The organism is Conyzicola nivalis (assembly GCF_040548875.1).
Classification (GTDB): Bacteria; Actinomycetota; Actinomycetes; order Actinomycetales; family Microbacteriaceae; genus Conyzicola; species Conyzicola nivalis_A.
Window position 1 is genome coordinate 744,998 of sequence record NZ_JBEPSJ010000002.1, and the last position, 24,430, is coordinate 769,427.

29 protein-coding genes, 1 tRNA gene and 1 rRNA gene are annotated in these 24,430 nt (G+C 66.2%); 11 read left to right on the top strand and 20 right to left on the bottom strand.

The window, feature by feature from the left end; genetic code table 11:
- Positions 1 to 940 precede the first annotated feature (940 nt).
- Complete coding sequence (locus tag ABIE21_RS12355) at positions 941 to 1,249, bottom strand: hypothetical protein (protein WP_354025109.1); 309 nt, start codon at positions 1,247 to 1,249, stop codon at positions 941 to 943.
- Between the two features lie 167 nt (positions 1,250 to 1,416).
- Here ABIE21_RS12355 and ABIE21_RS12360 point away from each other — a divergent pair, with 167 nt between their 5' ends.
- Both ABIE21_RS12360 and ABIE21_RS12365 read left to right on the top strand, forming a co-directional pair.
- Entirely contained in the window at positions 1,417 to 2,013 is a 597-nt protein-coding gene (locus ABIE21_RS12360; protein WP_354025169.1) for an RNA polymerase sigma factor, read from the top strand.
- Positions 2,014 to 2,035: 22 nt separating this feature from the next.
- Entirely contained in the window at positions 2,036 to 2,527 is a 492-nt protein-coding gene (locus ABIE21_RS12365) for a hypothetical protein (protein ID WP_354025110.1), read from the top strand.
- A 3-nt stretch (positions 2,528 to 2,530) separates the two neighbouring features.
- On the opposite strand, the gene ABIE21_RS12370 is transcribed toward ABIE21_RS12365, so the two are convergent.
- The gene (locus ABIE21_RS12370; RefSeq protein ID WP_354025111.1) at positions 2,531 to 3,058 is read right to left on the bottom strand and encodes a peptidase inhibitor family I36 protein; all 528 of its coding nucleotides are present in this window, start codon (positions 3,056 to 3,058) and stop codon (positions 2,531 to 2,533) included.
- A gap of 709 nt (positions 3,059 to 3,767) precedes the next feature.
- Positions 3,768 to 4,301 carry a hypothetical protein gene (locus ABIE21_RS12375; protein ID WP_354025112.1) on the bottom strand — a complete coding sequence of 178 codons (534 nt, stop codon included), beginning with the start codon at positions 4,299 to 4,301 and terminating at the stop codon, positions 3,768 to 3,770.
- Between the two features lie 127 nt (positions 4,302 to 4,428).
- On the opposite strand from ABIE21_RS12375, the gene ABIE21_RS12380 reads away from it, so the two are divergent.
- A complete protein-coding gene (locus ABIE21_RS12380; RefSeq protein ID WP_354025113.1) occupies positions 4,429 to 5,004 on the top strand; it encodes a DM13 domain-containing protein in 576 nt (191 codons plus the stop codon).
- 392 nt (positions 5,005 to 5,396) lie between these two features.
- Positions 5,397 to 6,107 carry a hypothetical protein gene (locus ABIE21_RS12385; RefSeq protein ID WP_354025114.1) on the top strand — a complete coding sequence of 237 codons (711 nt, stop codon included), beginning with the start codon at positions 5,397 to 5,399 and terminating at the stop codon, positions 6,105 to 6,107.
- Positions 6,108 to 6,126: 19 nt separating this feature from the next.
- Here ABIE21_RS12385 and ABIE21_RS12390 read toward each other — a convergent pair whose 3' ends face one another.
- Both ABIE21_RS12390 and ABIE21_RS12395 read right to left on the bottom strand, forming a co-directional pair.
- Positions 6,127 to 6,558: a hypothetical protein gene (locus ABIE21_RS12390; protein ID WP_354025115.1), complete on the bottom strand. Its 432-nt coding sequence runs from the start codon at positions 6,556 to 6,558 to the stop codon at positions 6,127 to 6,129.
- An 848-nt stretch (positions 6,559 to 7,406) separates the two neighbouring features.
- Positions 7,407 to 7,497: transfer RNA gene (locus ABIE21_RS12395), tRNA-Ser, on the bottom strand.
- A gap of 107 nt (positions 7,498 to 7,604) precedes the next feature.
- Between ABIE21_RS12395 and ABIE21_RS12400 the strand changes: the two genes are divergently transcribed.
- The 6 genes from ABIE21_RS12400 to radA are packed head-to-tail and all read left to right on the top strand — an operon-like array spanning position 7,605 to position 13,576.
- Entirely contained in the window at positions 7,605 to 8,843 is a 1,239-nt protein-coding gene (locus ABIE21_RS12400; protein WP_354025116.1) for an efflux RND transporter periplasmic adaptor subunit, read from the top strand.
- Positions 8,843 to 9,553, top strand: a complete 711-nt coding sequence (locus ABIE21_RS12405) for an ABC transporter ATP-binding protein (protein WP_354025117.1) — start codon at positions 8,843 to 8,845, stop codon at positions 9,551 to 9,553. Before ABIE21_RS12400 ends, ABIE21_RS12405 begins: the two co-directional genes overlap by 1 nt.
- Positions 9,550 to 10,767, top strand: a complete 1,218-nt coding sequence (locus tag ABIE21_RS12410; RefSeq protein ID WP_354025118.1) for an ABC transporter permease — start codon at positions 9,550 to 9,552, stop codon at positions 10,765 to 10,767. The genes ABIE21_RS12405 and ABIE21_RS12410 overlap by 4 nt, the downstream gene beginning before the upstream one ends.
- A 56-nt stretch (positions 10,768 to 10,823) precedes the next feature.
- Complete coding sequence (locus ABIE21_RS12415; protein ID WP_354025119.1) at positions 10,824 to 11,420, top strand: hypothetical protein; 597 nt, start codon at positions 10,824 to 10,826, stop codon at positions 11,418 to 11,420.
- A gap of 32 nt (positions 11,421 to 11,452) precedes the next feature.
- On the top strand, positions 11,453 to 12,208 hold the full coding sequence (locus ABIE21_RS12420) for an SGNH/GDSL hydrolase family protein (RefSeq protein WP_354025120.1): 756 nt from the start codon (positions 11,453 to 11,455) through the stop codon (positions 12,206 to 12,208).
- Positions 12,209 to 12,217: 9 nt separating this feature from the next.
- Entirely contained in the window at positions 12,218 to 13,576 is a 1,359-nt protein-coding gene (gene radA, locus ABIE21_RS12425) for a DNA repair protein RadA (RefSeq protein ID WP_354025121.1), read from the top strand.
- A 10-nt stretch (positions 13,577 to 13,586) separates the two neighbouring features.
- Here radA and ABIE21_RS12430 read toward each other — a convergent pair whose 3' ends face one another.
- The 7 genes from ABIE21_RS12430 to ABIE21_RS12460 all read right to left on the bottom strand — a co-directional run bounded on the left by ABIE21_RS12430 (position 13,587) and on the right by ABIE21_RS12460 (position 17,023).
- Positions 13,587 to 13,820 (bottom strand): hypothetical protein, encoded by a 234-nt coding sequence (locus tag ABIE21_RS12430; protein ID WP_354025122.1) that lies wholly within the window; start codon positions 13,818 to 13,820, stop codon positions 13,587 to 13,589.
- Positions 13,813 to 13,950, bottom strand: coding sequence for a hypothetical protein (locus ABIE21_RS12435; RefSeq protein WP_354025123.1), 138 nt, complete (start codon positions 13,948 to 13,950; stop codon positions 13,813 to 13,815). Before ABIE21_RS12435 ends, ABIE21_RS12430 begins: the two co-directional genes overlap by 8 nt.
- The gene (locus ABIE21_RS12440) at positions 13,947 to 14,270 is read right to left on the bottom strand and encodes a YtxH domain-containing protein (protein WP_354025124.1); all 324 of its coding nucleotides are present in this window, start codon (positions 14,268 to 14,270) and stop codon (positions 13,947 to 13,949) included. The genes ABIE21_RS12435 and ABIE21_RS12440 overlap by 4 nt, the downstream gene beginning before the upstream one ends.
- A gap of 23 nt (positions 14,271 to 14,293) precedes the next feature.
- Entirely contained in the window at positions 14,294 to 14,482 is a 189-nt protein-coding gene (locus tag ABIE21_RS12445; protein ID WP_354025125.1) for a hypothetical protein, read from the bottom strand.
- Complete coding sequence (locus ABIE21_RS12450; RefSeq protein WP_354025126.1) at positions 14,479 to 15,663, bottom strand: alcohol dehydrogenase catalytic domain-containing protein; 1,185 nt, start codon at positions 15,661 to 15,663, stop codon at positions 14,479 to 14,481. The genes ABIE21_RS12445 and ABIE21_RS12450 overlap by 4 nt, the downstream gene beginning before the upstream one ends.
- Positions 15,663 to 16,052: a TraR/DksA family transcriptional regulator gene (locus ABIE21_RS12455; RefSeq protein WP_354025127.1), complete on the bottom strand. Its 390-nt coding sequence runs from the start codon at positions 16,050 to 16,052 to the stop codon at positions 15,663 to 15,665. The genes ABIE21_RS12450 and ABIE21_RS12455 overlap by 1 nt, the downstream gene beginning before the upstream one ends.
- A gap of 80 nt (positions 16,053 to 16,132) precedes the next feature.
- The gene (locus ABIE21_RS12460; RefSeq protein ID WP_354025128.1) at positions 16,133 to 17,023 is read right to left on the bottom strand and encodes an aminodeoxychorismate lyase; all 891 of its coding nucleotides are present in this window, start codon (positions 17,021 to 17,023) and stop codon (positions 16,133 to 16,135) included.
- Between the two features lie 37 nt (positions 17,024 to 17,060).
- Here ABIE21_RS12460 and ABIE21_RS12465 point away from each other — a divergent pair, with 37 nt between their 5' ends.
- The gene (locus ABIE21_RS12465) at positions 17,061 to 17,273 is read left to right on the top strand and encodes a hypothetical protein (RefSeq protein WP_354025129.1); all 213 of its coding nucleotides are present in this window, start codon (positions 17,061 to 17,063) and stop codon (positions 17,271 to 17,273) included.
- 14 nt (positions 17,274 to 17,287) lie between these two features.
- On the opposite strand, the gene ABIE21_RS12470 is transcribed toward ABIE21_RS12465, so the two are convergent.
- From ABIE21_RS12470 to rrf, 8 genes are all read right to left on the bottom strand, one after another.
- Positions 17,288 to 18,781: an MFS transporter gene (locus ABIE21_RS12470; RefSeq protein ID WP_354025130.1), complete on the bottom strand. Its 1,494-nt coding sequence runs from the start codon at positions 18,779 to 18,781 to the stop codon at positions 17,288 to 17,290.
- Between the two features lie 109 nt (positions 18,782 to 18,890).
- Positions 18,891 to 19,097, bottom strand: coding sequence for a hypothetical protein (locus ABIE21_RS12475; RefSeq protein WP_354025131.1), 207 nt, complete (start codon positions 19,095 to 19,097; stop codon positions 18,891 to 18,893).
- A gap of 74 nt (positions 19,098 to 19,171) precedes the next feature.
- A complete protein-coding gene (locus ABIE21_RS12480; protein WP_354025132.1) occupies positions 19,172 to 19,936 on the bottom strand; it encodes a glycosyltransferase family A protein in 765 nt (254 codons plus the stop codon).
- A 60-nt stretch (positions 19,937 to 19,996) separates the two neighbouring features.
- Positions 19,997 to 20,401, bottom strand: a complete 405-nt coding sequence (locus tag ABIE21_RS12485; protein ID WP_354025133.1) for an SseB family protein — start codon at positions 20,399 to 20,401, stop codon at positions 19,997 to 19,999.
- Positions 20,402 to 20,405: 4 nt separating this feature from the next.
- Positions 20,406 to 21,020, bottom strand: coding sequence for a hypothetical protein (locus tag ABIE21_RS12490; protein ID WP_354025134.1), 615 nt, complete (start codon positions 21,018 to 21,020; stop codon positions 20,406 to 20,408).
- Positions 21,021 to 21,080: 60 nt separating this feature from the next.
- Entirely contained in the window at positions 21,081 to 21,584 is a 504-nt protein-coding gene (locus ABIE21_RS12495; protein WP_354025135.1) for an amino-acid N-acetyltransferase, read from the bottom strand.
- Positions 21,585 to 21,655: 71 nt separating this feature from the next.
- Positions 21,656 to 24,133, bottom strand: coding sequence for an ATP-dependent Clp protease ATP-binding subunit (locus ABIE21_RS12500; RefSeq protein ID WP_354025136.1), 2,478 nt, complete (start codon positions 24,131 to 24,133; stop codon positions 21,656 to 21,658).
- A gap of 206 nt (positions 24,134 to 24,339) precedes the next feature.
- A 5S ribosomal RNA gene (gene rrf / locus ABIE21_RS12505) occupies positions 24,340 to 24,430 on the bottom strand; the annotation flags it as partial.

Sequence of the window (24,430 nt, forward strand, 5' to 3'; positions counted from 1 at the left end):
GGTCGGCCCGTCTTGAGGGCGATGCGCACGTACCGGGTGCTGATCTGCCCTCGCTGGACAGCGATGCGTGACGAGTGCCGGAGTCGTCATGGCGCGACCGTGTCGGCCTCCGTGCCGCTTGCCCACCTTTGGGGGCCAAGGCCAGTGGGAGCCCCGCATGACGCAGCCAGCTCCTCGACTTGGACTCGAACGCATTAACAGTGCGTTGCTCTGCCAATTGAGCTATCGAGGATGGAACAACATCGCAATTGATGTTGTCAGGCGAATCGCTCGTCACGACCAAGCTAGTGCATCCGAGGCTTCATGCAGATTTCAAGGCCAGCGAGGCACGGGCCAATCGTCGAGCAGGGGCTCCCTTGGGTGCCTGCAACGCGCTATCGCCTGCTCTCCGGCCAGCCCGCCAAAGGTTCGATTGCGACTCTGGTGTCGGCGCGCCATACTCGGTGAAACAGTTAACTCGTTTCAACGAGTCTCTGGGTGACAACCTATTAGCTCGGGTGTGGACTTCGACGGCTGAGGGAATCGTACGACGGCCGTAGGCGCAATTCGCCCCGGTCCGGTGCGCCGCGACTGAGCCGCCGTTTTATGGCGTCGCGCGTATCGCCGAGCGATCTCTGGCTAGCTCATCGTCGTCGATCGGCCAATCGGTCAGCACCGCGAAGAGCGAGCCGCCCGCTGTCATGGTCTGGACCGGTCGCACGAGCGATTCGGCCGCCTCGCGTGCGGAAGCCAACCATAGCTCCGGGGCAACATCAAGGTCGTCAATACTCGATGAAACAGCACCTGTCCGGACTAACGCCGATCGGAGCTCCGAGATGAGGTCGCCTGACCGGTCAGGGTTTTCTCGCTTCGATTTCGGCCACGACTGAAGGGTAGCGGGCGACGAGCGTCTCCGCGCGGCTCCTTACACATGGCAACGAGAGATTGCGGGGGCGAACCCCTACGGCTGCGGAACGGTGACGCCCCACCCGCGCTCCGCAGCGAGCAGGGATTCCGCCGCTTCCGCCTCTTCGGCAGTTTCCGCGGGCATCCCTCGCTCCGCCCTCATTACGGCGCGCGCCTCGGCCGCGGTCAGATGACCTCGGCTCGCGGGGTAGAAGCACCGCCATCCATCGGCGTTGGCATACGCGATCGATCGCAACTCCTCGTTCGTCAGCGGCTCAATTGGAGGGTTATCGCGAACTGTTGGGAACGTGACCAGATGCAGGCCGTCGTCAAAGCGACTGCCGATCTCGAGCTGGATTTCCATCTCTGAGTTCTGCACATTTGCCGAAGCTAATTCCAACGCACGTCCCTTTCGCAGCACCGCCGAGCAAACCGCTCATTACTAGATGTCCGGACCTGCAAGAAAGGTTCACGGCTAGGCGTGTCGCGACTGCGTACACTTACCGAGGGCAAGGGGGATTGTTGACTGACGTGCAGGATTCGGACGCGGCGCTCTGGCTAGCCGCGTCGTCAGGGACGGAACGCGCCTTCGTCACGATTTTCGACCGGTACCGCTCTCGAATTTTCAGCGCAGCTTTCAGGCGGACGAATAAGGTCAGCGACGCTGAAGAGGTTGTCGCCATCGTGTTCCTAGAGGCATGGAAACTGAGAAAGCGCGTGCGGATCGTAGATGGCTCGCTACTGCCCTGGCTCTTGGCCGTCACAGCCAACGTCACGTCGAACCTTTCCCGGTCGCAGCGACGGTACGAACGGATGATCGCTCGGCTGCCGCTGCCCCCGGAACAAGAGGATCACACGTCGTTGGTCGACGAGCGCTTGGACAGCCTGCCGTATAGGAAGGCGATTGACGAAGCCTTGAAAGCGCTCAGCGCCGGTGATCGCGCTGTCGTCGAACTCTGCCTGATCGAAGAACTTCCGCTCGCCGCGGCCGCGGCCGCACTGGACCTTCCCATCGGGACTGTGAAATCCCGGCTGCATCGCGCGCGCAAGCAGCTTCAGACCCGCCTGGCGGTCGCGGAGTTGCCCGACAACCTTTTCACGATGAATACCGCCGAGGAGGTGGCCTGAGATGCCTTCCCAAGACCCGAAAATGACCGAGGTGCGAACGGACGCGATCCGGGGCCTCCTCGCTGAGACCATCCGTGACGAGCCCGAGTTCCGCCGTCGCCGAATACGCCGCCGACTGCTCATCTGGGGAGGAGTCGGACTCATCACCATTGGCGGTCTGAGCACCGCCGGCTCGGTGCTCTTCGGGGACGCACCGCTCACCGACCAGTCCATCGTTCAATGCTTCAGCTCCACCGTCCCTAATGCGGACGGAACTTTCCCCGGCTCAGGGGCGACGGTCGCGACAAAGGACGGACCGGGCCGCGTCGACGATGCTCTAGCTCTATGCAGCGAGATGTGGCGTCATGGCATTCTCAGCAGCGGGTACGATCCCACCGCAGCGACCTACGCACCGGAGGAGACCGAAGTTCCCGCGTTGCAGGTGTGCGTGATGCGCGATGGGACCGCCGCAGTTGTGCCGAGTGAAGATGCCGCTATTTGCCAAGCTCTCGGCATGTCTGCTTTAGCGCGTTAGCCGCTACCCGAGAGTCCCGGTTGGACGGAACACGATCGATTTCACCGCATCGTTCACCGCCCCGAGCGCCGAACAGAACGGCGTGCAATTTAGGCGAGTGCCGCCGTAGTTCGTCGCCGTGTAGACGGTGCCCCAACAGCTGTTCGTCGCCCGCAAGGAGCTGATGCTGTTTTCCCAGCCTGACGGTACGGTCGAGAATCCGAACGTCACGCCGGAGCACCCGCTCGAGCCGAAGAATGTCAGGCTTCCTCCAGTCCCGCCTGCGTCTTTGTACACGGTACCGACCGCAACGCTCGCGGCGGCTCCTCGTGCGGCATTGCCGGAAAGGAACGCTGTGACTTCCTCGGGCGTGCCGAAGCACACAGCTTCGCCATCTGCGTCGCTCTGTTCGCCTATCGGGAAGATCTCAACCGCACAAAACGGCAGTTCCACTTCTACTGGATTGGCAACTGCACCTTGAACCGGCGCGGTGGCCGCTCCCAGCACCAAAGCCAAAACAACCCCTGAATAGCCCAACTTATATTTCCGCATGACTTCTCCGTCTCAACAGAGCGCGCTCGCGCCCGTCGGATGGATATGTCCGATCGCACCGGATCGGTTCGCGCTTCAAGCGCGGCAGGGTGCGCCGGTGGCAGCGCGGAGCGTTTGCGCGGGCACTGGGATAACCCGGTTCGATCGGAGATATCTACGCCGGGGCGAGACCCGCCCCGTCGGCCTCGCGACTCGACTGCCCGGCTGGATAGACGCGGCCGGTGGCCGTTACGTGCTCCGCACAGGCTCCACCTGGTCGAACGAGGTCGACACCACCACGGAACTAGCCCCCGATTCGCTGGCGAGCTGACGGCGCCGCAATTGGTCAAGAAGATGGGACTCGAGCGCTCGAGGCTCGGGCAAGCGGCCGCCCGGAGCGGTTCACCCCCTGATGCGCAGGTAGTGAACTGCTAGCTCCCGCCCAGCTTCGGCGGGCGGATCGGCACTCGCTATAACCTTCCGCTTGCATCTGACTCTGTCCACGACGAGATACCCAAGGTCAGCACACAATCCCTCCACAACGTATCTGCGGCACTAGCGGACCCAACTTCCAGCCCCGCGACCGCGCTTCAAGCCCCCACGAAGGGGAGCATCTGGTGCAACTCCGGCGCGCGATCGCTGGCGAGCGCGCGCCGGATGCTCGCGGATCCCACCTGAAGGGTCACCGCGATGCTGCCCTAGGTAGCGCTCTCAGAACCGACCCGTCCGCTCACGTGATTGTTTTCAGGTCGAGTTGTGACACGTCGACGAAGGTTGCCAGATCCAGCCCGAAGATATCGACGAAGCGTGAAGGGCAGGGAGTGCTGGTCACTTCGACGGCGTGCTCGCGTGTTGTGCGCTCGCCTCGCAAATCTATGCACGTGTAGTACTCGACTACCTGGCTGCTGAATCCCCCCGACATTACCCCGGTGGCTAGCAAGAACTTCGCCCGTACCTCGAGTTCGCTCTGTTCGAAGTCGAATAGGCCCTGCCTCGCACCGCCGTAGTCTGCGTACTCACGTTCCGTTACATCGCGGATGTCTTCTTCCAATTTTTCATCGATTTCGGCGAGTAGATCCGTTTCCGGCCCCGTAGAGGAGGAGGAGAGAAATCCCTGTAGTCGGTCGTGGGCCCTCTCGACTCGCGAGAGCACCGCCGCGTTCCCGTCGGCGTCCATGGATGAACAACCGCAGAGCGACAGGGCCACCCCCATGACGGTTGCGGCCGCGAGTAGCCTGCGAGTGGTAACGCTTCTTCCTGCCAAAACGATCTCCTCTGTTGAGCGGGTCGGGGTCGGGAAGCCGAGCTCTTCGGTACTTCGATGAGCTAACCACCTTGTGAGCTATAGTCAAGCACCGCGAACTCCGGCAGCTCGAGAAGGTAGACATCCCATGCGCCCAACAGCTCAGACGAAAATCGCGCGTTCAGCATTCCTCACGGCGTGCGTTGCCGCTGCCGTCGTTCTTTCGGGCTGCACCTCTAGCCAGCTCCTCGATGAAACTAAGCAGGCGCCGCAAGTCGACTCCACGGAAGTGGAAACGCCAGTTGCGGGCACCTCGGGCCAGGCCGGCTGGCAGACGGAATTGCCCGACACTCCTCCTAGAGGCCCGCGAACCGGGAATTTCATTTCCCAAGCGGCCGCCACGTCGGGAGCTGTCGCGCTCGAGACCGATGCTGACGGTCGACTGCTCCTGACTTTCACAGACTTCTCAACCGCCGACGTTCCCGACCTGCGAGTGAATCTGAACGAAGGAGCGCTCTTCCTCGACTCGAACGGCGAGTACCAGGTCGATCACAACGAGCCGACCAGCGCCGTGCTCGAACTTGGTCCCCTCGCCTCGATCGACGGAGACCAGTCCTATGACGTCACCGCGGTGTCGAACTGGCTGACACGCACTCAGAGCATCACCGTCTTCGACTATCGAAACAAACGCGACATGGGCTCCGTGGCCGTCGGCCCCTTCTAGATCATCCCGCCGGGCACCGGCTGAAATCTCACGGTTCGAAGCAGCAGTTGGTTCCAGACGTTGCTGCCTTGTAGGTGCGAACCCCCAACAGATCCAGGGAGTGATGTCCGTAGGTCGATCGGCTTATCAACATCGCTGCGGACATTCTGTGGAACCGGATGGCCCGCCGAAAACGGTTCCAAAACCACCTGCCGATTGAACCTGCTCGATACCTGTTTGAATTCGAGCAGACTTTCGATCATCGGTTTCGATCAAGTTGTGAGCAGCCGCATTCCGTTCTCGTTTTCTCGGCCGCAAACGATCATTTCCGACGGATCGCTATGCGCAGCTGCGGTTGACGTCGCGGGCACCTGCTCCTCTCCTTGGGCGAGATTGGCCCATAGTCTGCTCCCATGACGAACCGTCCAAACGAACGCGTACTGCGTGCATTCAGCCTGTCGAGCGAGCTCACAACGGCGACGGAGCTTCTCGCCCTCGGATTAAACCAGGCCGCTAATGCGAAATGGGTAGCTCGTCAGCCAGGAGGTGTATTTACGCAGCTCTCGCAGGGAGTTGAGCGCGTTCTTAAAGTCACGTTCTGGCTCCACGAACAAAGCAAAGGGCGAGAGGTCGATCCGAAGTTCGGTTCCGGATCATCAGGGCACGCGCTCAGAGAACTGAACGCGAAGGTATTTGACATTTTCGTATTTGAATCCCAACTGAAGACGCCCTACATTGCAGGGCTCGTTGAAGAGGTAGTCGTCGATCCATATTGGCCCGATCTGCTTCTTGCGCTAGATCGGTGGGCTGCAACGTCTGGTCGCTATCGCGATCTGGATGCGCTGAGAGGAAAGGATCTTCAAGGCGATCCGCCGTGGGCATCGTGGGAGGAAGCTGAGCATCGGGCAGTGACGGCGGCCGACGGCTGGGCGAATCCGACCGATGAGACGTTCGCGGCGAGTCGGATGCGGATGCTTTTGAGCATCATGCAGTGGTGGCACACTCTGTACCGGGGTTGGCAGCATGGCCTCGTCGGAGAGGACGGGATCATGTTCTCAAGCGCACTAGACCCGAAAAACATCCATTTAGACGATGCCGTGTTCAAACTGATAGCTGGGCGGTAGCGACGCCGCTTGCGGGCGACTAGTGAACGAGCTTGTGCACCGGTTGGACGATGCTGGCGCCCCCTCTGTCGTTTCTCGTCATCCGTTCTCGGGACGCCCACGCCGGCAGGAAGTCGCGCACCAGGGCATCCGGGGCCTGTGACCAGAACCATCGTTCGAATCGCGCCCACTCGGGGCTGCGTTCGGTCGTGAGCGCCTGCCGGCCGGTGTGCGGCTCGCTCTCCATGAACGTGACCGCCATGTCGGCCATTTCGAGTGTCGGGAAGTACTCGAACAGCCGGCGGTCGGTGGGCTCTGGCGCCCATCGGACGACGCGGTAGCGCTCTTCCGGCTTGTCCTCGAGGTAGCGCACGAGAGCGGCCGGCTTCGACGGGTGGTCGCGCATGACGACCCACTCGCAGCCGGATATCTGGATCAACGGCCACGGGGTCTGCCAACGGATTACGTGCAATGGTTGCTCCTCGTGATGACGAAGCAGCCGGCCCTGCATTTACCCGATCAGGCTACGACAACCGGGCGACTCTGCACGACGGGCACCAGCGCGGGTGCTGCGTCGTGCCGGCGACCTCGACGGAAGTCGAGCACTCCGCGCAGCGCGGCGTCACCATGTCGGCATCATCCATCCGGGCAGCGTGCGCCGCTGCTTCGTGACGGGCAATCAGTGGCGAACTGCCGTTGGCGTCCGAGCTAGAGGAGGCGTTTCGTGCCGTTCGCAGTCAGGCTTAGGCGTCTGTGCCGCACGTACCGGATGTACCGGATGTACCACATTTATGCGGTCCCGAAACTTCGAACACAGTTGGGACCAGCCAAGAGAAAGTGTACGAATATGCACGAAGGGTCTAACTCTCCCGGAATGATGCGCGGGCGGGGGCTCTACAAACTTGTGTTTGTCGCTAGAACGAATGTGTAACGAGCTTCGGGGTGGATGGGCGCCGATCGCGTACGGCACAGGAGTCTGACCGCCATCGAGGCAGTACACATCTGAGGAGACGGAAACGTGCACGTTTGTGTAAACGGGCAGCAATCGACCCTGCGAAAGCCCATTGGGGCAGCCTGAGTCAGCTTCGCCCGGATATCGCTGTTCGCCCTGGCGGTTTGAACCGCGACGCAACGTTGAGTACGAGCGACAACATCGCGGGGATCATTGGCAACTCGTGGTGCAAAGCGGGGCCTATGCGGCAGTTGCGCACATCACCTCACAGATGTTCTGTTACTGCTGCGTTACTGTTCGTATCACAGTAGGCAAATGAAACCCCCCTGCATCCCAGTGCTTACATGGGAAGCAGGGGGGTTGTTAGCTGGCGGAACCGGTGGGATTTGAACCCACGGTGGGCTCAACACCCACACAACTTTTCGAGAGTTGCACCTTCGGCCGCTCGGACACGGTTCCGAGGACGATCTTAGTACAGAGATGGCCGTGTTCATGAATCGGGCACTCAGGCGGTATTCATAGGGTCGACCTAGAGAGCGCATAGACGGCACCGGCAGCCTGCGGGAATGAAGATCTCCCGACCCGTGCTCGTCAACACCTCCCTGGGCGTCGTGATCGCCGGCGCGATCGCCGCGAGCCTGCTCATCCTGCTGCCTGCCCGGGCGAGCACCTCGACCGACGCCACTCAGCTCACCTCGACCGTGCAGCAGGGAGTCGTGAGCAGCACGATCACCGCGAACGGATCCGTCGCCGCGGTGCGCGAGGTCGACGCGAACTTCGCCGTGTCCGGCACGATCGCGAGCGTCGACGTGGCCCTCGGCGCCACCGTGACCGCGGGGCAGCAGCTCGGCACACTCGACGCGACCGAGCTCGACAATGCCGTGGCATCCGCCTCGACGGCGCTCACCCGCGCCACGACGGATCTTGCGACCGCGAACGCCGCGGTGACGAGTGCGACGACGGATGCTTCATCCGCCGATCCCCAGACCGCATCGATCGCGGGGGAGAAGTTGACCAGCGCGAAATCCCAGGTTCTCGACGCGAAAGACAAGGTCGCCGACGCGAACGACGTGCTCGCCGCCGCGCAAGCCGATCGGGCGAACGCGACCCTGGTCTCGCCGATCGCCGGACTCGTCGTCGCGGTGTCCGGCACCGTCGGCGGCAGCAGCGGCTCGAGCACGTCCGGCACGTCGGCGGCGGGCGGCACGACGACCACGTCGAGCGAATTCGTGACCATCGCCGACGTCACCGCGATGACGATGACCGCCGCGATCGCCGAGGCCGACATCGCCCTCGTCGCGGTGGGCCAGACCGCCGCGGTGACCTTTCCCGCGCTCGAAGACGTCACCGCGACGGCGACCGTGACATCGATAGCGCCGACCGGCACGACGAGCAACTCCATCGTCACCTACTCCACCACCATCACGCTCGATACGATCCCCGAGGGGCTGCGCCTGGGCCAGACCGCCGAGGTCACGATAACGACAGTCGCCTCGGCCGACGACGCCCTCTACGTGCCGACCGCGGCGATCACCACCGCGGCCGACGGCACCTCCACCGTCGATGTGATCGGCGACGACGATGTGACGACGACCAACGTCGAGCTGGGCGTCGTTGGCGACGCCGGCACGGTCGTCACCTCGGGGCTCACCGCGGGACAGACGATCGTGCTCGGCGAGGTCGCGGCCACCACCGAGTCCGACGCCGTCACCGGCACGACCGACCAGCGCGGCCAATTCGGCGGCGGCACCGGAACCGGCGGGTTCACCCCTCCGACCGGCGGAACCTTCCCGGGCGGCAACTGATGAGCCTCGTACTCCAGCTCGACGGAATCCAGCAGGTCTACGGCACCGGCGAGGCCGCCGTGCACGCCCTGCGCGGCATCGACCTCGCGGTCGAGGCGGGCGACTACGTGGCCATCATGGGTCCGTCGGGCTCGGGGAAGTCGACGCTCATGAACCTGCTCGGCTGCCTCGACATCGCCTCGCACGGAACCTACTCCCTCGCCGGGCACGACGTCGCCACACTCACCGAGAACGAGCTGGCGACGGTGCGCAACAAGGAGATCGGCTTCATCTTCCAGTCGTTCAACCTCATCGCGCGCATGTCGGCGCTCGCCAACGTCGAACTGCCGCTGATCTACGGCCGCGTGTCCCGCGGCGAGCGCCGCACCCGGGCACTCGCGGCCCTGGAAAGCGTCGGCCTCGCCGCCCGGTCCGGGCACGAGCCGCAGGAGCTTTCCGGCGGCCAACAACAGCGCGTCGCGATCGCGCGAGCGCTCGTCACGGGCCCCACGCTCATCCTCGCCGACGAACCCACCGGCAACCTCGACAACGAGTCGACCGACGACATCCTCGGCCTCTTCGACACCCTGGCCGCGGAAGGCAAAACCATCGTGATCATCACCCACGAAGACCACGTGGCCGCCCGTGCCCACCGCGTCATCACCATCAGCGACGGCCTCGTCGTCGGCGACCGCCTCAGCGCTCGCCCGGCCGGGGCGGTGCTCGCATGAGCGTCTTCGAGATCCTCGTCTCGGCTCTCCGCGGAGTCACGGCCAACAAGCTCCGTTCCATCCTGACCCTCCTCGGCGTCATGATCGGGGTAGCCTCCGTCATCCTGCTGCTCGCCGTGGGCAACGGGTCGGCCCAGGACGTGAAGAGCGCCATCTCGAGCCTGGGCGCCAACACGATCACCGTGCGGGCCAGCGGAATGGGCGGCGGTGGAGGAGAGGAGTCCACCGCCGGCAACACCAAGAAGGTCATCACGACCGGGGTGAGCGACAAGCTCGCCGCCGCGGGCCTCGGCCACGTGGCATCCGTCGTCCCGCAGGTGAGCACGAGCCTGACCGTGTCGTCCACGTCGGCGTCGAGCGACAGCGTCAGCATCGTCGGCACGACGCCCGGCTACTTCGACGTCGGCACGACCGGCGTCGGCACGGGCGAGGCGTTCACCGCCTCCGACGTGACCTCTTCGTCGAAGGTCGCCGTGATCGGGCAGACGCTGGCGACCACGCTTTTCCCGACCGGGTCGGCGCTCGGACAGTCGATCACGGTCGACGGAACCCCGTTGACCGTTATCGGCGTCCTCGAGAGTCAGAGCAGCACCGGAGTCACCGATGCGAACTCGGTCGTGATCGCGCCCATCACGCGCATCCAGAGGTCGTTCACCGGGTTCGGCGCGGTCTCGACGCTGTCGATCGAGGCGACCGACGCCGACTCGGTGGAAGCCGCGGAGGGCGAGATCGAGATCGTGCTCAACCAGCTGCTCGGCCAGACCGACGACGACGAGAGCTACTCGATCTCGAACCAGAGATCGCTGCTCGAGACGCAGGAGGAGAGCGCCGACAGCTTCACCGTGCTGCTCGGCGTGGTCGCGGCCTTCAGCCTGCTCGTCGGCGGGATCGGCGTGACCAACGTCATGCTCGTCTCGGTGACCGAGAGAACGAAGGAGATCGGCATCCGCAAGGCGCTCGGCGCCACTCGCGGCGCGATCCTCGGGCAGTTTCTCGCCGAAGCGGCCATGCTCACCCTGCTCGGCGGCGTGCTGGGCGTGGTCGCGGCGCTCATGGGAGCGAACTACGAGATCTACGGCACCCAGCCGGTGGTGCTCGACTACTCGATCCCCCTGGCCCTCGGCGTCTCCGTCGCCATCGGGGTCTTCTTCGGCGTCTACCCCGCAGCGCGGGCGGCTGCCATGCGCCCGATCCAGGCGCTCCGGGCCGCCTGATTCACCCTCTTCCACTCCCCTATCACCCCGACCCCCACCGAAAACGAAGGACAACCATGACGAACCCCACCCCAAACCCCGTTTCACCGCCCGTTACCGGCGCGTCTCCTTCGTTTTCGGAGACGACGCGTGGCCCAGAGGGCACGGATGGCGCGGGCCGGCCCAAGCGCAAGGCGCGGTTCATCACGCCGGCGCTCGCGCTGGTCGCGGTGCTCGGCGTCGGCATCTTCGGCGGCGTGCTCATCGGCCAGAACACGGCGAGCGCCACCTCCGCCGGATCCGCGGCCCTCGGCCAGGGCCGCCCGGACGGCGCAGCGGGCGATGCGGCCGGGGGCGCCCCCGCAGGCATGGGCGGCTTCACCTCGGGCACAGTCACCGCGGTCGACGGCGACACCGTCACTCTCGAGCTGTCCGACGGCTCGACCGTCACGATCACCACGACCGACGACACCACGGTCACCACGACGCACGACAGCTCGGTCGGCGACCTCACGGAGGGCGACTCGCTCACGGTCATCGGCGAGGCGGACGACGACGGCAACGTCGCGGCCACTTCGATCACCGAGGGCGCACGCGGCTTCGGCGGCGGCACCGGCGGAGCGGGCGGCGGAACCCCGCCCACAGGCACCGGCACCGGCACCGATTCGAACTAGCCTCGAGCACCCGAGATGCGTAGGGTTTTGCCATGGTGGCAAAGACCCCGGGCATCGTCGGCGGGGCGGTGGTCGCGGTAGCGGCCACCGCCTTCGTCGGCTACCGCCTGGCTGAACGCCGCCAGCGCTCGGGGGCCGTGATAGCGGCCGCGGCCATAACCCCGCACGCCGAATGGTGGCACTCGCAGCGCGATGTCAGCGGCGAGCTGCTCTACGTCGCGATCGGGGACTCGGCGGCGCAGGGCGTCGGGGCCAGCGTGCCCGCTCGCAGCTACGTCGGGCTGCTCGCCGAACGCGCCCGCGCCGCGACCGGGCGCACCGTGCGCGTGATCAACCTCAGCCAGTCGGGCGGTCGTGTCACCGAGGCGCTCACCAAGCAGGTCGCCCATCTCGACGACCTCGCCCCCGACGTCGTCACCGTCGCGATCGGCGCGAACGACATCGGCCCGCATTTCGACCCGGCGAAGTTCGAGCGCGAGATCGACGAGCTCTACCGCCGCCTCCCGCGGCTCACGATCGTCGCCGACGTTCCTTCCTTCTATTTCGGATGGCGCGAGCGTCAGGTGCGTGTAGCGAGCGAGATCATCCACCGTGTGGCCGAGACCTACGGACTCGACGTCGCCCCGCTGCACTCCACGACGAGGCGCCAGAGCGCGCCCCGCTATTTCCTCAATCAGGTCGCCGCCGACCTCTTCCACCCGAACGACCGCGGCTACGCGGTGTGGGCGTCCGCATTCTTTCCACACTTCGACCGTCGGCTCACCGGGGGTGACGGTGGCCTCGCCTAGGCTGGCCAGATGGCCCGAGTCACCACTAATTTCCGCTGCACAGAGTGCGACTGGTCGAGCATCAAATGGGTGGGCCGTTGTGGCGAGTGCCAGTCCTGGGGCACCGTGGTCGACCAGGCCGAGACGGTCGGCATCGCCGCACGCGGCGTGACCGCGGTCAAGATCACGGATGCGCGCAGCGCCCGCCCGATCACCGAGATCGGCGCGGACTCCGTGGCCCACTGGCCCAGCGGCATCTCGGAGTTCGACCGTGTGCTCGGCGGCGGCATCGTTCCCGGCGCGGCCATCCTGCTGAGCGGCGAGCCGGGAGTGGGCAAGTCCACCCTGCTGCTCGAGGTCGCGTCGCGCGCCGCCGCGACCGGGCAGCGCGTGCTCTACGTCAGTGCCGAGGAGTCGGTCAGCCAGGTGCGCCTGCGCGCGCAGCGCACCAACGCGCTGCAACCCTCGCTCTACCTCGCCGCCGAGACCGACCTCGCCACCATCCTCGGCCAGATCGACCAGGTGCAGCCGCAGCTGGTCATCGTCGACTCGGTGCAGACGGTTTCGTCGTCGCTGTCCGAGGGGCTCGCCGGCGGTCCGTCGCAGGTCCGGGAGGTGGCATCCACTCTCATCCGCGTCTCGAAAGACCGCAACCTGCCCGTTCTGCTCGTCGGCCACGTCACCAAGGACGGTTCGATCGCCGGCCCCCGTCTGCTCGAGCACCTCGTCGACGTGGTGCTGCAGTTCGAGGGCGACCGGCAGACCGCGCTGCGCTTCGTGCGGGCGCACAAGAACCGCTTCGGACCCACCGACGAGGTCGGCTGCTTCGAGATGACCGGCGAGGGTATCGCCGAGGTCGCCGACCCGTCGGGTCTGTTCCTCTCGCGCGCACGCCAGCCGGTGAGCGGCACCTGTGTCACGATCGCCGTCGAGGGGCGACGCGCCCTTCCGGTCGAGGTGCAGGCGCTCATCGTGAAGAGCGGAGCCCCGAACCCCCGCCGGGTGGTCAACGGGGTCGACGGCTCCCGGGTCGCGATGCTGCTCGCGGTGCTCGAGCGCCGGGCGGGCTTCAAGCTCTCCGAGGTCGACGTCTACGTCTCCACGGTCGGCGGCATCCGGGTGACCGAGCCGGGCGCCGACCTCGCGATCGCCCTCGCCATCGCGAGCGCCTTCAACGACAAGGCCTTCCCGATCACGCAGGCGGTCATGGGCGAGATCAGCCTCGCCGGTGAGATCCGTCCCGCGTCATCCGCCAAACAACGCGTCGCCGAAGCCCGCCGACTCGGTTTCTCGACCATCATCGACGCCGAGGCGATCCATCTGCGCGAGGCTCTGCGTCAGGCGTTCACCGCCTCGACGGTCGAGAGGGTCGAGGTGCCGCAGTTCTAAGCGGCTCTTCTCACGGCTGGTCTTCTTCGCTGTCGTCGGCGGGGGTCCCGTCGCGCATGCCTTGGTCGGCCAGCGGCAGGTTGGGCGCCTCGCCCTCGTAGCCGGGCTTCTCGCTCGACTCCATGTCCTCGGCCGTGCCGACCCGATTGCCCTCGATCAGCGCGTCGGGGTTGCCGCCCTCGGTGAACGGGTTGCCCTTGTCGCCGAGCTGTTCGTACATCGGCTCGTCGGCTGGATCACTCATCGTCGTCTCCTGTCGGCTCGGGCGCCCCTCCGGACGCGTCGTCGGGCGGCGTGCCCTCCGCGTTCGTCGTCTTGTCGGGATCGGCGTTGGTGGCCGTCTCCATGTCTCCGAAGACCTTGTCGTCGCTCACTGGGTGCCTCCCGTCGCGGGCTTCGTCGTCGCGGGCTTGTCCGACGATGGGGTTTCGGTGCCTGAGCCCGTAGCGCCCGACGACGTGTCGGGCGACGTGTCATTGACGCTGTCGACGACAGCCGCGCCGAGGTCGTGTGCCACGGGCGCCTTGTCTCCCACGAAGTCATCCACCTTCTTCACCGTGTTCTGCACCTCGGGGCGCTCCCACAGGTCGGTCACCGTCGTCTTGATCTTCTCGTACTGCTTGCGGCCCGCGGCCGCGCCAACCACGTATCCCGCGGCGAAGCCGAGCAGAATCCATCCTTTTGCCATTGTCATTCCTTTTCTGTCGGGTGGTGCGTTCAGGGGAGGGGCGCGTCGCCGCCGGGACGGATGTCGCGGGCGTTCAGATCCGGCTCGTCCTCGCCCTCGTCCAGGCGGCTGCCGCCCGGGAGCAGTCCGGCGACGTCGCCGCCGTCGGGATTCATGTCTGCGTCGGCCGGCACGCTGCCGTCGTCGTAGGGGTCATGGGTCTTCTCGGTGTTGCTCATTGCTCTCCTGGTTTCAGTACGACCTTGATACAGCCGTCGCTCTTCTTCTGGAACGTGTCGTACATCTCGGGGGCCCGGTCGATCGGCACCGTGTGCGTCACGAGATCCGTGACGCCGAGCGGGTCGGCCGGGTCTTCGACGAGGGGCAGCAGGTCGTCGATCCAGTTCTTCACGTTGCACTGCCCCATGCGCAGGGAGACCTGCTTGTCGAACATCGTCTTCATCGGCATCACGTCTGCCTCGCCGGCGTACACGCCGCTCAGCGAGACGCTGCCACCACGACGCACGAGGTCGACGGAGGCGTGCAACGCGGCGAGCCGGTCGATGCCCGCGACGTCCATTGCCTTGCGGGCGAGCGCGTCCGGCAGCACGCCGACGGCAGCCTGGGCGAACCCCGCGATGGGGTTGCCGTGGGCCTCCATGCCCACGGCGTCGACCACGGCGTCGGGCCCGCGGCCGAGAGTGCGCTCGCGCAGTGCGGCGGTCGTGTCGCCGGTGAGGTCCCACGTCTCGATGCCGTGCCTCTCGGCCATCGCACGGCGCTCCGGCACCGGGTCGACGCCGAGCACTTCGTAGCCGAGGTGGCGGGCCACGCGAGTGACGAGCTGCCCGACGGGGCCGAGGCCCATGACGGCGATCGTGCCGCCCTCGGGAGCGTTCGTGTACTTGACGCCCTGCCATGCCGTCGGGAGGATGTCGCTGAGGAAGAGATAGCGCTCGTCGGGCAGGTCCGAGCCCACGACGATGGTGTTGTAGTCGGCGAGCGGTACGCGCAGCAGTTCTGCCTGCCCGCCCGGCACCTGGCCGTAGAGCTTCGTGTACCCGAAGAGCGCGGCGCCGGAACCGTGCTCGCGCACCTGGGTCGTCTCGCACTGGCTCTGCAGCCCGCGCACGCACATAAAACACGTGCCGCACGCGATGTTGAACGGCACGACGACGCGGTCGCCCGGGCGCAGGCCGACGACGGCCTCCCCGGTCTCGACGACGACCCCCATCGCCTCATGGCCGAGGATGTCGCCGGCGTCGAGAAACGGGCCGAGCAGTTCGTAGAGATGCAGGTCCGACCCGCAGATGGCGGTCGACGTGATGCGCACGATGGCGTCGGTGGGTTCGAGCACGATCGGATCGGGCACGGTGTCGACGCTCACCTTGCGCCGCCCCTGCCAGGTGACGGCCTTCATCAACGCACCTTGCTGGCGCAGCCCACGCACTGGGTCGAGTAGGGGCGTACTTCGAGGCGCGCGACGGGGATCGGCTTGTGGCAGGTCACGCACACGCCGTAGGTTCCGCCGTCGATGTGCTCGAGCGCGCTCTCGATCTGGGAGAGGTGGATGCGCGTCTGCCCGAGGATCGCGGTGGACTGCGACCGTTCGAACGCGAGGGTAGGGCCTTCGGGATCGTGCTCGTCGTCGACGGGGGCGTCCTGGCGCGAGTGCTGGAACGAATCGAGGTCTGAGACCAGTCGGGAGATCAGCAGCTCGGTCGCCTTGTGGTCGTCGACGAGTCGCGATCGTAGCTTGGCGCGCTGGCGTGTCGAGAGTGTTGCTGTGTCTTCCGCGGTCGTGGTCATCTGGCAAGTCCACACCCGAACCACGAGAAGTGTCATCCCCTATCGCGACCCCGATGCATTTGATAGGCCGCCGGCGGCGCTCAGTCGGTGAGGGCGAGCAGGTACTCGTTGATGCCGGCGGTGAGCGCGGCGTCGACCGGGAACGGCGCACCGTCGAGGGCCCGCACCGGCGCGGCGAGCCGCACGCTCGACACCAGCCACGCGGCATCCGCGCTTCGCAGCTGGTCGGGGGTGACCAGTTCGAATCCCGTCGTGAACCCCAGCGACTCGGCGTAGCGGAAGACGTTCGCCTGCGTCGTGCCGTCGAGGATGCCCAGGCCGGTCCCCGGGGTGAGCAGCCGGTCGCCGCGGCGGAAGACCACCGACGACGTCGGCCCCTCGAGCACGAACCCGTCGCTCGAGACGAAGATCACGTCGTCGGCGTCGCGGCGGTGCGCCTCGCGCAGCACGGACCGGTTCACGGCGTAGCTCAGCGTCTTGGCGCCCGCGAGCAACCAGGGCGACGTCTGCTCGACGTCGTGCCGGTAACCGCGATCGAGGGTTACCACCCGCACGCCCGTGGTGCGGGCCTGCGAGAAGTCGGAGGTATGGGCCGCGTACACCCAGCCCGTCGGGCGTCCGTCGCCCTCGACGCCGCGCGTCAGCACCGTCTTCACCCACGACTCCGCGCCCGGCTCCAGCTCGACGATGGCCGCGAGGATCGCCTCACGCCACGCGTCGAGGTCGGGCGCGGGCAGGTCGAGCTTCGCCGCCGAGCTCGCGAACCGGCGGAGATGGTGTTCGAGCGCCTGGGCGTGGCCGTGGCCGACGCTGATCGACTCGAAGATGCCGTCGCCGCGGGTGACGCCGAGATCCATGACGCTGAGGTGCGGCTCAGCGGCGTCGGCGAAGGCGAACGGCGCGGCGCCCGGGGTGTGCGGCGGGGCGTCGGCTGAGGGTTGGTTGAGAATCGCGAGTACGTGGAGAGCCATTTGTTCCATTCTGCATGCTCCGGTGCGAGCATGAAGCATGTCCGACAACGAAGAACAGACCATGCAAGACGGCAACCACGCCACCGACGACGACAAGGTACAGGGGATTATCGGCCAGGTGCGGGCGGATGTCTCGCTCGGCAACGAGGGCGACGTGCGCACTCTTCTCGAGCAGCGACTTCACGATGCCGGCATCACGCTCTCGGCCGAGCAGTTCGATGCCGCCCTCGCCGAGGTGAGCGCCGCCTAGAACAGCGCCGCTGCCTAAGGCTGAACCGGGATGCTCGCCGTCTCGTAGGTGGGCCTGGCCTTCGGGATGAAGATCGCGATGACCACGCCCACCACCGACACGGCGGCGCCGATCGCGAACGTCAGCTGGAACGCCGCGGTCGTCGGGATCGAGACGCCGTCGGCCACGACGACCTGGGTCGACAGGATCACGCCGACGATGGTCGCCGCCACGGTGGAGCCGAGTGTGCGCATCACCGAGTTGAGCCCGTTCGCGGCCGCGGTCTCGCTGGGCGGCACGGCGTTCATGATGAGCGTCGGCATGGCGGCATAGGCATACCCCACGCCGAGGCCCACGAACACCGAGATCAGCACCACGTGCCAGACCTCGCCGGTGAGCAGGATGCCCGCCGCGAAGGTCAAGGCGATGATCGAGCCGCCGAGGATCAGGCTGGTGCGCGGCCCGCGTGCGTTCGATAGCTTGGCGGCGAGCGGGGATGTGAAGAACATCACCAGGCCGAGCGGCATGAGGCACAGGCTGGCGACGATCAACGGCAGCCCGAAGGCCACACCCGTGGTCGTAGGCGCCTGCAGGAGCACTGGCAGCGCCGCCGACGTGATGAAGAAGGCGAATCCGACCGAGATGGAGGTGAGGTTCGTCAGCAGCACGGGGCGCCGGGCGGCGACCCGCAGGTCGATCAGCGCGTGCGGTGTGCGCAGCTCGTAGAAGCCCCACGCCACGAGCACGACGGTTCCGCCGAGGAGCAGGCCGAGGATCGTCGGGCTGGTCCAGCCCCACTCCGACCCCTTCGAGACGCCGAGTAGGATGCCGATCAACCCGACGCCGAGCCCCACCGCTCCGACGAAGTCGAACCGGCCGGCGGTGCGCAGTGTGCTGACGGGCACGATCCAGGCCACGAGCGCCAGTGCGACGAGGCTGAGCGCCGTCGCGAGCCAGAACAGGTAGTGCCACGAGAAGTTCTCGGCGATGAGAGCCGCGACCGGCAGTCCGACCGCGCCGCCGATTCCTAGGGTGGCGCTCACGAGCGCGACCGCCCCGCCGAGGTTCTTCGGGTGGATGACGTCGCGCAGGATGCTGATGCCGAGGGAGATCACGCCCAGGCCGATGCCCTGCAGCGAGCGCCCGACGATCATCGGGATGACGGAGTCCGACAGCGCGGCCACGACAGACCCGATCGTCATGATCACGAGCAGCGCGAGCACGATGCGGCGCTTGCCGTACATGTCGCCGAGCCGGCCCGCGATGGGTGTCGCGATGGCGGCGGCGAGCAGGGTGGAGGTGAGGACCCACGACGTGTCAGAGGGCACACTGTTCAACAGCACGGGCAGCTCGGCGATGATCGGGGTCACGAGCGTCTGCATGAACGCGGCGATGAGCCCGGTACTGGCGAGCACGGCGACGACCGTACGGTCGCTGCGCACCCGGGTGAGACGGCGTCGATCGCGGGGCGAGAGCGAGCCGGCGTCATCCGACGTGTTTTCTGGGGGGTCGGATGGTGGTGTGGTCACGCTGTGCCTTTCGGGGCCACCGTCGCCCGGGGAAGGTCACGCGGGAGGCAGGGGCGTTCCACTCTATCCCCGCGGGACGCTCTGCCGCCGGGCCGTGCGCTTCCGCGGCTCAGAGGTCGTGGTGTCCCTCGTCGAGGTGCGTCTCGACGTCGGGGTCCTCGCCGAATTCGGCGTATGCGGCCGCGTCCTCGCCGTCGATGAGAACCTCGTCGTCGGTGTACTCGACGCCCAGGGTGTGGGGGTGGCCGGCGGCCGTCTCCGCGACGTCCACGGCCGGGCGTTCCGGGTTGTTCATGGTGAAATGCGGATTGCGCATCGCCTGCTCCTCACGTCGTCACACCACGTTAGTAAACGGTGCTCGCCGCGGGCAAGAAGAGATTGCGGCGGTGATCAGCGCAGGCTCACGCTGTCGGCCGCCGTGGCCCTCCGCCCGCCCGCGGCGCGAGCCACCAGGTACCGGCGGCGCATCCAACCCGGCCAATTGAGGGCGATAGTCGCCACGCCGCGCCAGGCGCGCACGGCGAACGAGTCGAGCGAGTCGAACGGCCGCGCAGAGATCTCCATGAGCCGCGCGTCGTCGTAGTCGACCACCATGCCGGGCTGCACCTGGAAGCTGAGATCGAGGTCGTCGTGCACCGTGGCGCTCTCACGGTGGAATCCGTTGCGCAGCCGTTGCCATGCGGCGGATCGCAGCACCAGGTTGGATCCGAAGAACGGCGGATGCCCCAGCATCAGACCCATCGCCCAGAAGTACCAGCCGAGGTAGGCGACACGCCCGACCCACGCGGTGAACCGGCTGCCGTCGATGAAGTCGGCCGAGCCCGTGAGCGCGTCGAGCCCCGGGTGCGCGTCGAACCGCTGCTCGGCGCGCAGCAGCCAGTCGCGGGCGGGCACGCAGTCCGCGTCGATGCGGGCCAGCAGCTCGCCGCGCGCCGCGTCGAAACCGGCGGCCGATGCGGGGGCGATGCCCCGACGGGGTTCGACGACGACGCGCGCACCCCGGGCCCGCGCGACCGCCGCGGAGTCGTCGCTCGAGCCGTTGTCGACGACGACGATCTCATCGGGCAGGCGGCTGCCGGCCCCGAGGGCGTCCAGGCAGCGGGCGAGAAGCCGGGCGTCGTTGAACACGGGGATGACGACGGATATGGTGCTCATTGTCTGCCCACACTAGGTCGGGCGGTCGTCGTCGCGCGCGCCCTTGACTGCCGTCGGGGACTAGTCCTCGCTCGACAGCGTGAGCGCATCCAGCACGTCGGCGGGGTCGGCCTGCATGGCGTGCGGGCCCGCGACGTCGAACCAGACGGCCTCGAGAACTCCGATATTGGTCTCGAGGAACTCACGCAGCAGCGCCCGGTCGTAGGCGAGCACCCGGTGGTCGGTCTCGTTCGGCAGCATCTTCACGTAGGTGGCCGCCGACGAGAAGAGCAGCAGCATGTACTTGTCGGCGTCGTCGCGTCGGAAGACGCGTACCTGGGCCGGCCCCTCCACGGGAAGGAGCGGCACGATCACCTTGTCGTTGCGCAGCGCGAACGCCACAGCCGCGGCATCCTGGGCCTTCAGGGCGTGTTCGAGCGGCTCGGAACGGAAGTCTTCGTTTCGGGGTGTGGTCTTTTTTGCCATGACCCTAGTTCAGCAGAAATTGCTTGGTGTCGGCGCTCTCGACGCCGTTGATGGCCACGGCGAGGTGGTAGCTCGCGCCGCCACCGGTGACGGGGGCGCGCTCGGTGGACTCGCAGGCGGCGGGGTCGGAGCGGGTGCGGTCCCAGGTGAACGGCGTGGTCGCGAGGGCTACGCCGGGCTCGAGCACGCGCGACTCCGGTGTGGCGGCGGCCTGGCAGTCGGTGGAGGTCCAGATCTGCTCGGTGCCGCTCGTGATCGTGTACTTCTGCACGTCGGCGCCGACGGCGAAGGTGCAGGCGGCGGTTCCGGTGTTGGTCACGGAGAGCGAGAGAAGGGGCTGCTGCCCTGCGATGTAGTCGCCGGCATCGGTGATGGCCTCCACCGTCACGACTCCTGGGGCGCACGGCGTCTCGGGGTCTGCGGCCTTCCCGCTGTCGGCGGGCGCCGCGGTGTTGGTCTTCTTGTCGTCGCCGGTCGTCGCGGCGGGCGTGCTCCCCGGCCGCACCGCGATGAGCACGATCACCACGATGACCGCGACCAGCCCGAGGATCACCATCAGTCTGCGGCGCCAGTAGGTGCTGCTCGGCTGGGGGCCAACGGGGTTCCGGAACGTCGACATGGTCTCAGGGTAAGCCCGACTCGCCCGCAGATCGGGTCACCGCACCGGCGTGTACGCGCGCTACGCCAGAATCTTCAGCATGCGCGTGTTGCCGAGGGTGTTCGGCTTCACGCGAGACAGGTCGAGGAACTCCGCGACACCCTCGTCAGACGACAGCGCGAGCTCGGCGAACACCGCGGGATCGACGACGCCCTCGCCCGTGGGCAGGAAGCCGTTGCGCTCGAAGAACGACACCTCGAAGGTGAGGCAGAACAACCGGTGAACGCCGAGCGCGAGCGCGTCGGTCTCGAGCCGATCGAGGATCGCGCGTCCGACGCCCTTGCCCAGCCATGCGGCATCCACCGCCAGGGTGCGCACTTCGGCGAGGTCGTCCCACATGACGTGCAGCGCGCCGCAGCCGATCGGGGTGCCGTGCTCGTCTTCGGCGATGCGGAACTCCTGCACGGCCTCGTAGAAGACGACGCGGTCTTTGCCCAGCAGGATGCGCTGCTGCACCAGGGGCTCGACGAGCGCCTGGATGTAGGGGACATCGGATGTTCGGGCGGGGCGCACGGAGAATGTCACGGTGTCGAGTCTAAGACGCCTTAAACGCCGAATGGGCCTGTCGAAACTCGACAGGCCCATTCGGATTCGGGTTACGCCTCGACGGCGATCGGCTCCGCCTCGTTGAGACCGGCCTGGCGGCTGGTCGTGAACACGAACACGTTGTCGATGAAGTCGACGTGCACGTGGTCGCCGGCACCGAGCTCGCCGTGCAGGATCTTCTCGCTCAGGGCGTCTTCGATCTCGTGCTGCACAGCGCGGCGCAGCGGCCGTGCTCCGAGCGAAGGATCGAACCCGACCTTGATGAGACGCTCCTTGGCGGGAACGGTCAGCTCGACCGAGAGGTCGCGGTCGAGCAGACGCTCGCTGAGTCGCTTGAGGAAGAGGTCGACGATCTGCAGCAGCTCTCCGGGGCTGAGCTGCGGGAACACGATCGTCTCGTCGACGCGGTTCAGGAACTCGGGCTTGAAGTGCTTCTTCAGCTCCTCGACGACCTTGCCGCGCATGCGGTCGTAGCCGGTCGCGGTGTCGGTGGACGACGTGAACCCGATGGGGGTTCCCGTGATGTCCTTCGTTCCGAGGTTCGTGGTCATGATGATCACGGTGTTCTTGAAGTCGACGACTCGACCCTGGCCATCCGTCAGGCGCCCCTCTTCCAGAATCTGGAGGAGCGAGTTGAAGATGTCGGGGTGGGCCTTCTCGATCTCGTCGAACAGCACCACGGAGAACGGCTTGCGGCGCACCTTCTCGGTGAGCTGGCCGCCCTCTTCGAAGCCGACGAACCCGGGAGGGGCACCGAACAGTCGCGAGACCGTGTGCTTCTCGCCGTACTCGCTCATGTCGAGGGAGATCAGCGCGTTCTCGTCGTCGAACAGGAACTCGGCGAGTGCCTTGGCGAGCTCGGTCTTTCCGACACCGGTGGGGCCGGCGAAGATGAACGAACCGCTCGGACGCTTCGGGTCCTTGAGTCCGGCGCGGGTGCGACGGATGGTCTTCGACAGGACCGAGATGGCCTCTTCCTGGCCGATGACGCGCATGTGCAGCGCCTTCTCCATGAAGATGAGTCGGCTCGACTCCTCCTCGGTCAGCTTGAAGACCGGGATGCCGGTTGCCTGGGCGAGAACCTCGGCGATGAGTCCTTCATCGACGGTTCCGCTGGCTCCGACGTCGCCGCTCTTCCACTGCTTCTCGAGACGCAGACGCTCACCGAGCAGCTTCTTCTCCTCATCGCGGAGAGAGGCGGCCTTCTCGAAGTCCTGATCCTCGATCGCGCCTTCCTTCTGGCCGCGGACGACGGAGATCTTGTCGTCGAACTCGCGCAGCTCGGGCGGAGCGGAGAGGATCGAGAGACGCAGGCGCGCTCCGGCCTCGTCGAGCAGGTCGATCGCCTTGTCGGGCAGGAAGCGGTCGCTCACGTAGCGGTCGGCGAGGTTCGCCGCCGCGACGATCGCGCCGTCGGTGATCGAGACCTTGTGGAACGCCTCGTACTTGTCGCGCAGCCCCTTGAGGATGTTGATGGTGTGAGGCAGAGACGGCTCGTGCACCTGCACAGGCTGGAAGCGACGCTCGAGAGCGGCGTCCTTCTCGAAGTGCTTGCGGTACTCGTCGAGCGTGGTCGCACCGATCGTCTGCAGCTCTCCGCGCGCGAGAAGCGGCTTCAGAATGGATGCGGCGTCGATGGCACCCTCCGCGGCGCCGGCTCCCACCAGCGTGTGAATCTCGTCGATGAAGACGATGATGTCGCCGCGGGTGCGGACCTCCTTCGTCACCTTCTTGAGGCGCTCTTCGAAGTCACCGCGGTAGCGGCTGCCGGCGATGAGCGAGCCGAGGTCGAGCGAGTAGAGCTGCTTGTCCTTCAGCGTCTCGGGGACATCGCCCTTGACGATCGCCTGGGCGAGACCCTCGACGACGGCGGTCTTGCCGACGCCGGGCTCGCCGATCAGCACGGGGTTGTTCTTGGAGCGACGGGAGAGGATCTGCATAACGCGCTCCATCTCCTTCTCGCGCCCGATGACCGGGTCGAGCTTTCCGTCGCGCGCAGCCTGCGTGAGGTTGCGACCGAACTGATCGAGTACCTGCGAACCCTTGTCGGGTGCCGCGTCGTTGGCGCCCACCGCGACGGCCTCCTTGCCCTGATAGCCAGAGAGAAGCTGGATCACCTGCTGGCGAACACGGTTCAGATCGGCACCCAGCTTCACGAGCACCTGCGCAGCTACGCCCTCACCCTCGCGGATGAGACCGAGCAGGATGTGCTCCGTACCGATGTAGTTGTGGCCGAGCTGCAGCGCTTCGCGCAGGCTCAGCTCGAGTACCTTCTTCGCGCGAGGCGTGAAGGGGATGTGGCCGGTGGGCTGTTGCTGCCCCTGGCCGATAATGTCTTGGACCTGCTCGCGCACCGCGTCGAGCGAGATGTTGAGCGACTCCAGAGCCTTGGCTGCCACGCCCTCACCCTCGTGGATGAGTCCGAGCAGGATGTGCTCCGTGCCGATGTAGTTGTGGTTGAGCATCTTGGCCTCTTCTTGGGCCAGGACGACAACGCGACGTGCTCGGTCGGTAAATCTTTCAAACATGTTTACTCCCTAAGCACCAGGCAGGAATTGGTGCCGATATAGAGAGACTAACCACCGTTTCGGCCTATTGATGCCTGTGTTCGCCGTGGGCGTTACACCATCTACAGGCTTCGAACGGGGCTCACGTAATGGCCCGCAAACTGGTCGCGAAATCCACGTTAAAGCAGAATAGCCAGCCCCGAGGGGCTGGCTATTCTTCAAATTATGTCCGGCGGTGTCCTACTCTCCCACAAGGTCCCCCTTGCAGTACCATCGGCGCAGAGAGTCTTAGCTTCCGGGTTCGGAATGTGACCGGGC

What these genes read in the sequence shown, in the direction of transcription:
- ABIE21_RS12420 (WP_354025120.1), top strand. Translation starts at nt 11,453, where the DNA reads ATGGTGGCAAAGACCCCGGGCATCGTCGGCGGGGCGGTGGTCGCGGTA.
- ABIE21_RS12445 (WP_354025125.1), bottom strand. Translation starts at nt 14,482, where the DNA reads ATGAGCAACACCGAGAAGACCCATGACCCCTACGACGACGGCAGCGTG.
- ABIE21_RS12465 (WP_354025129.1), top strand. Translation starts at nt 17,061, where the DNA reads ATGTCCGACAACGAAGAACAGACCATGCAAGACGGCAACCACGCCACC.
- ABIE21_RS12480 (WP_354025132.1), bottom strand. Translation starts at nt 19,936, where the DNA reads ATGAGCACCATATCCGTCGTCATCCCCGTGTTCAACGACGCCCGGCTT.
- ABIE21_RS12500 (WP_354025136.1), bottom strand. Translation starts at nt 24,133, where the DNA reads ATGTTTGAAAGATTTACCGACCGAGCACGTCGCGTTGTCGTCCTGGCC.
- ABIE21_RS12430 (WP_354025122.1), bottom strand. Translation starts at nt 13,820, where the DNA reads ATGAGTGATCCAGCCGACGAGCCGATGTACGAACAGCTCGGCGACAAG.
- ABIE21_RS12400 (WP_354025116.1), top strand. Translation starts at nt 7,605, where the DNA reads ATGAAGATCTCCCGACCCGTGCTCGTCAACACCTCCCTGGGCGTCGTG.
- ABIE21_RS12365 (WP_354025110.1), top strand. Translation starts at nt 2,036, where the DNA reads ATGACCGAGGTGCGAACGGACGCGATCCGGGGCCTCCTCGCTGAGACC.
- ABIE21_RS12440 (WP_354025124.1), bottom strand. Translation starts at nt 14,270, where the DNA reads ATGACAATGGCAAAAGGATGGATTCTGCTCGGCTTCGCCGCGGGATAC.
- ABIE21_RS12485 (WP_354025133.1), bottom strand. Translation starts at nt 20,401, where the DNA reads ATGGCAAAAAAGACCACACCCCGAAACGAAGACTTCCGTTCCGAGCCG.
- ABIE21_RS12450 (WP_354025126.1), bottom strand. Translation starts at nt 15,663, where the DNA reads ATGAAGGCCGTCACCTGGCAGGGGCGGCGCAAGGTGAGCGTCGACACC.
- ABIE21_RS12415 (WP_354025119.1), top strand. Translation starts at nt 10,824, where the DNA reads ATGACGAACCCCACCCCAAACCCCGTTTCACCGCCCGTTACCGGCGCG.
- radA (WP_354025121.1), top strand. Translation starts at nt 12,218, where the DNA reads ATGGCCCGAGTCACCACTAATTTCCGCTGCACAGAGTGCGACTGGTCG.
- ABIE21_RS12380 (WP_354025113.1), top strand. Translation starts at nt 4,429, where the DNA reads ATGCGCCCAACAGCTCAGACGAAAATCGCGCGTTCAGCATTCCTCACG.
- ABIE21_RS12410 (WP_354025118.1), top strand. Translation starts at nt 9,550, where the DNA reads ATGAGCGTCTTCGAGATCCTCGTCTCGGCTCTCCGCGGAGTCACGGCC.
- ABIE21_RS12475 (WP_354025131.1), bottom strand. Translation starts at nt 19,097, where the DNA reads ATGCGCAATCCGCATTTCACCATGAACAACCCGGAACGCCCGGCCGTG.
- ABIE21_RS12455 (WP_354025127.1), bottom strand. Translation starts at nt 16,052, where the DNA reads ATGACCACGACCGCGGAAGACACAGCAACACTCTCGACACGCCAGCGC.
- ABIE21_RS12405 (WP_354025117.1), top strand. Translation starts at nt 8,843, where the DNA reads ATGAGCCTCGTACTCCAGCTCGACGGAATCCAGCAGGTCTACGGCACC.
- ABIE21_RS12355 (WP_354025109.1), bottom strand. Translation starts at nt 1,249, where the DNA reads ATGGAAATCCAGCTCGAGATCGGCAGTCGCTTTGACGACGGCCTGCAT.
- ABIE21_RS12370 (WP_354025111.1), bottom strand. Translation starts at nt 3,058, where the DNA reads ATGCGGAAATATAAGTTGGGCTATTCAGGGGTTGTTTTGGCTTTGGTG.
- ABIE21_RS12385 (WP_354025114.1), top strand. Translation starts at nt 5,397, where the DNA reads ATGACGAACCGTCCAAACGAACGCGTACTGCGTGCATTCAGCCTGTCG.
- ABIE21_RS12490 (WP_354025134.1), bottom strand. Translation starts at nt 21,020, where the DNA reads ATGTCGACGTTCCGGAACCCCGTTGGCCCCCAGCCGAGCAGCACCTAC.
- ABIE21_RS12460 (WP_354025128.1), bottom strand. Translation starts at nt 17,023, where the DNA reads ATGGCTCTCCACGTACTCGCGATTCTCAACCAACCCTCAGCCGACGCC.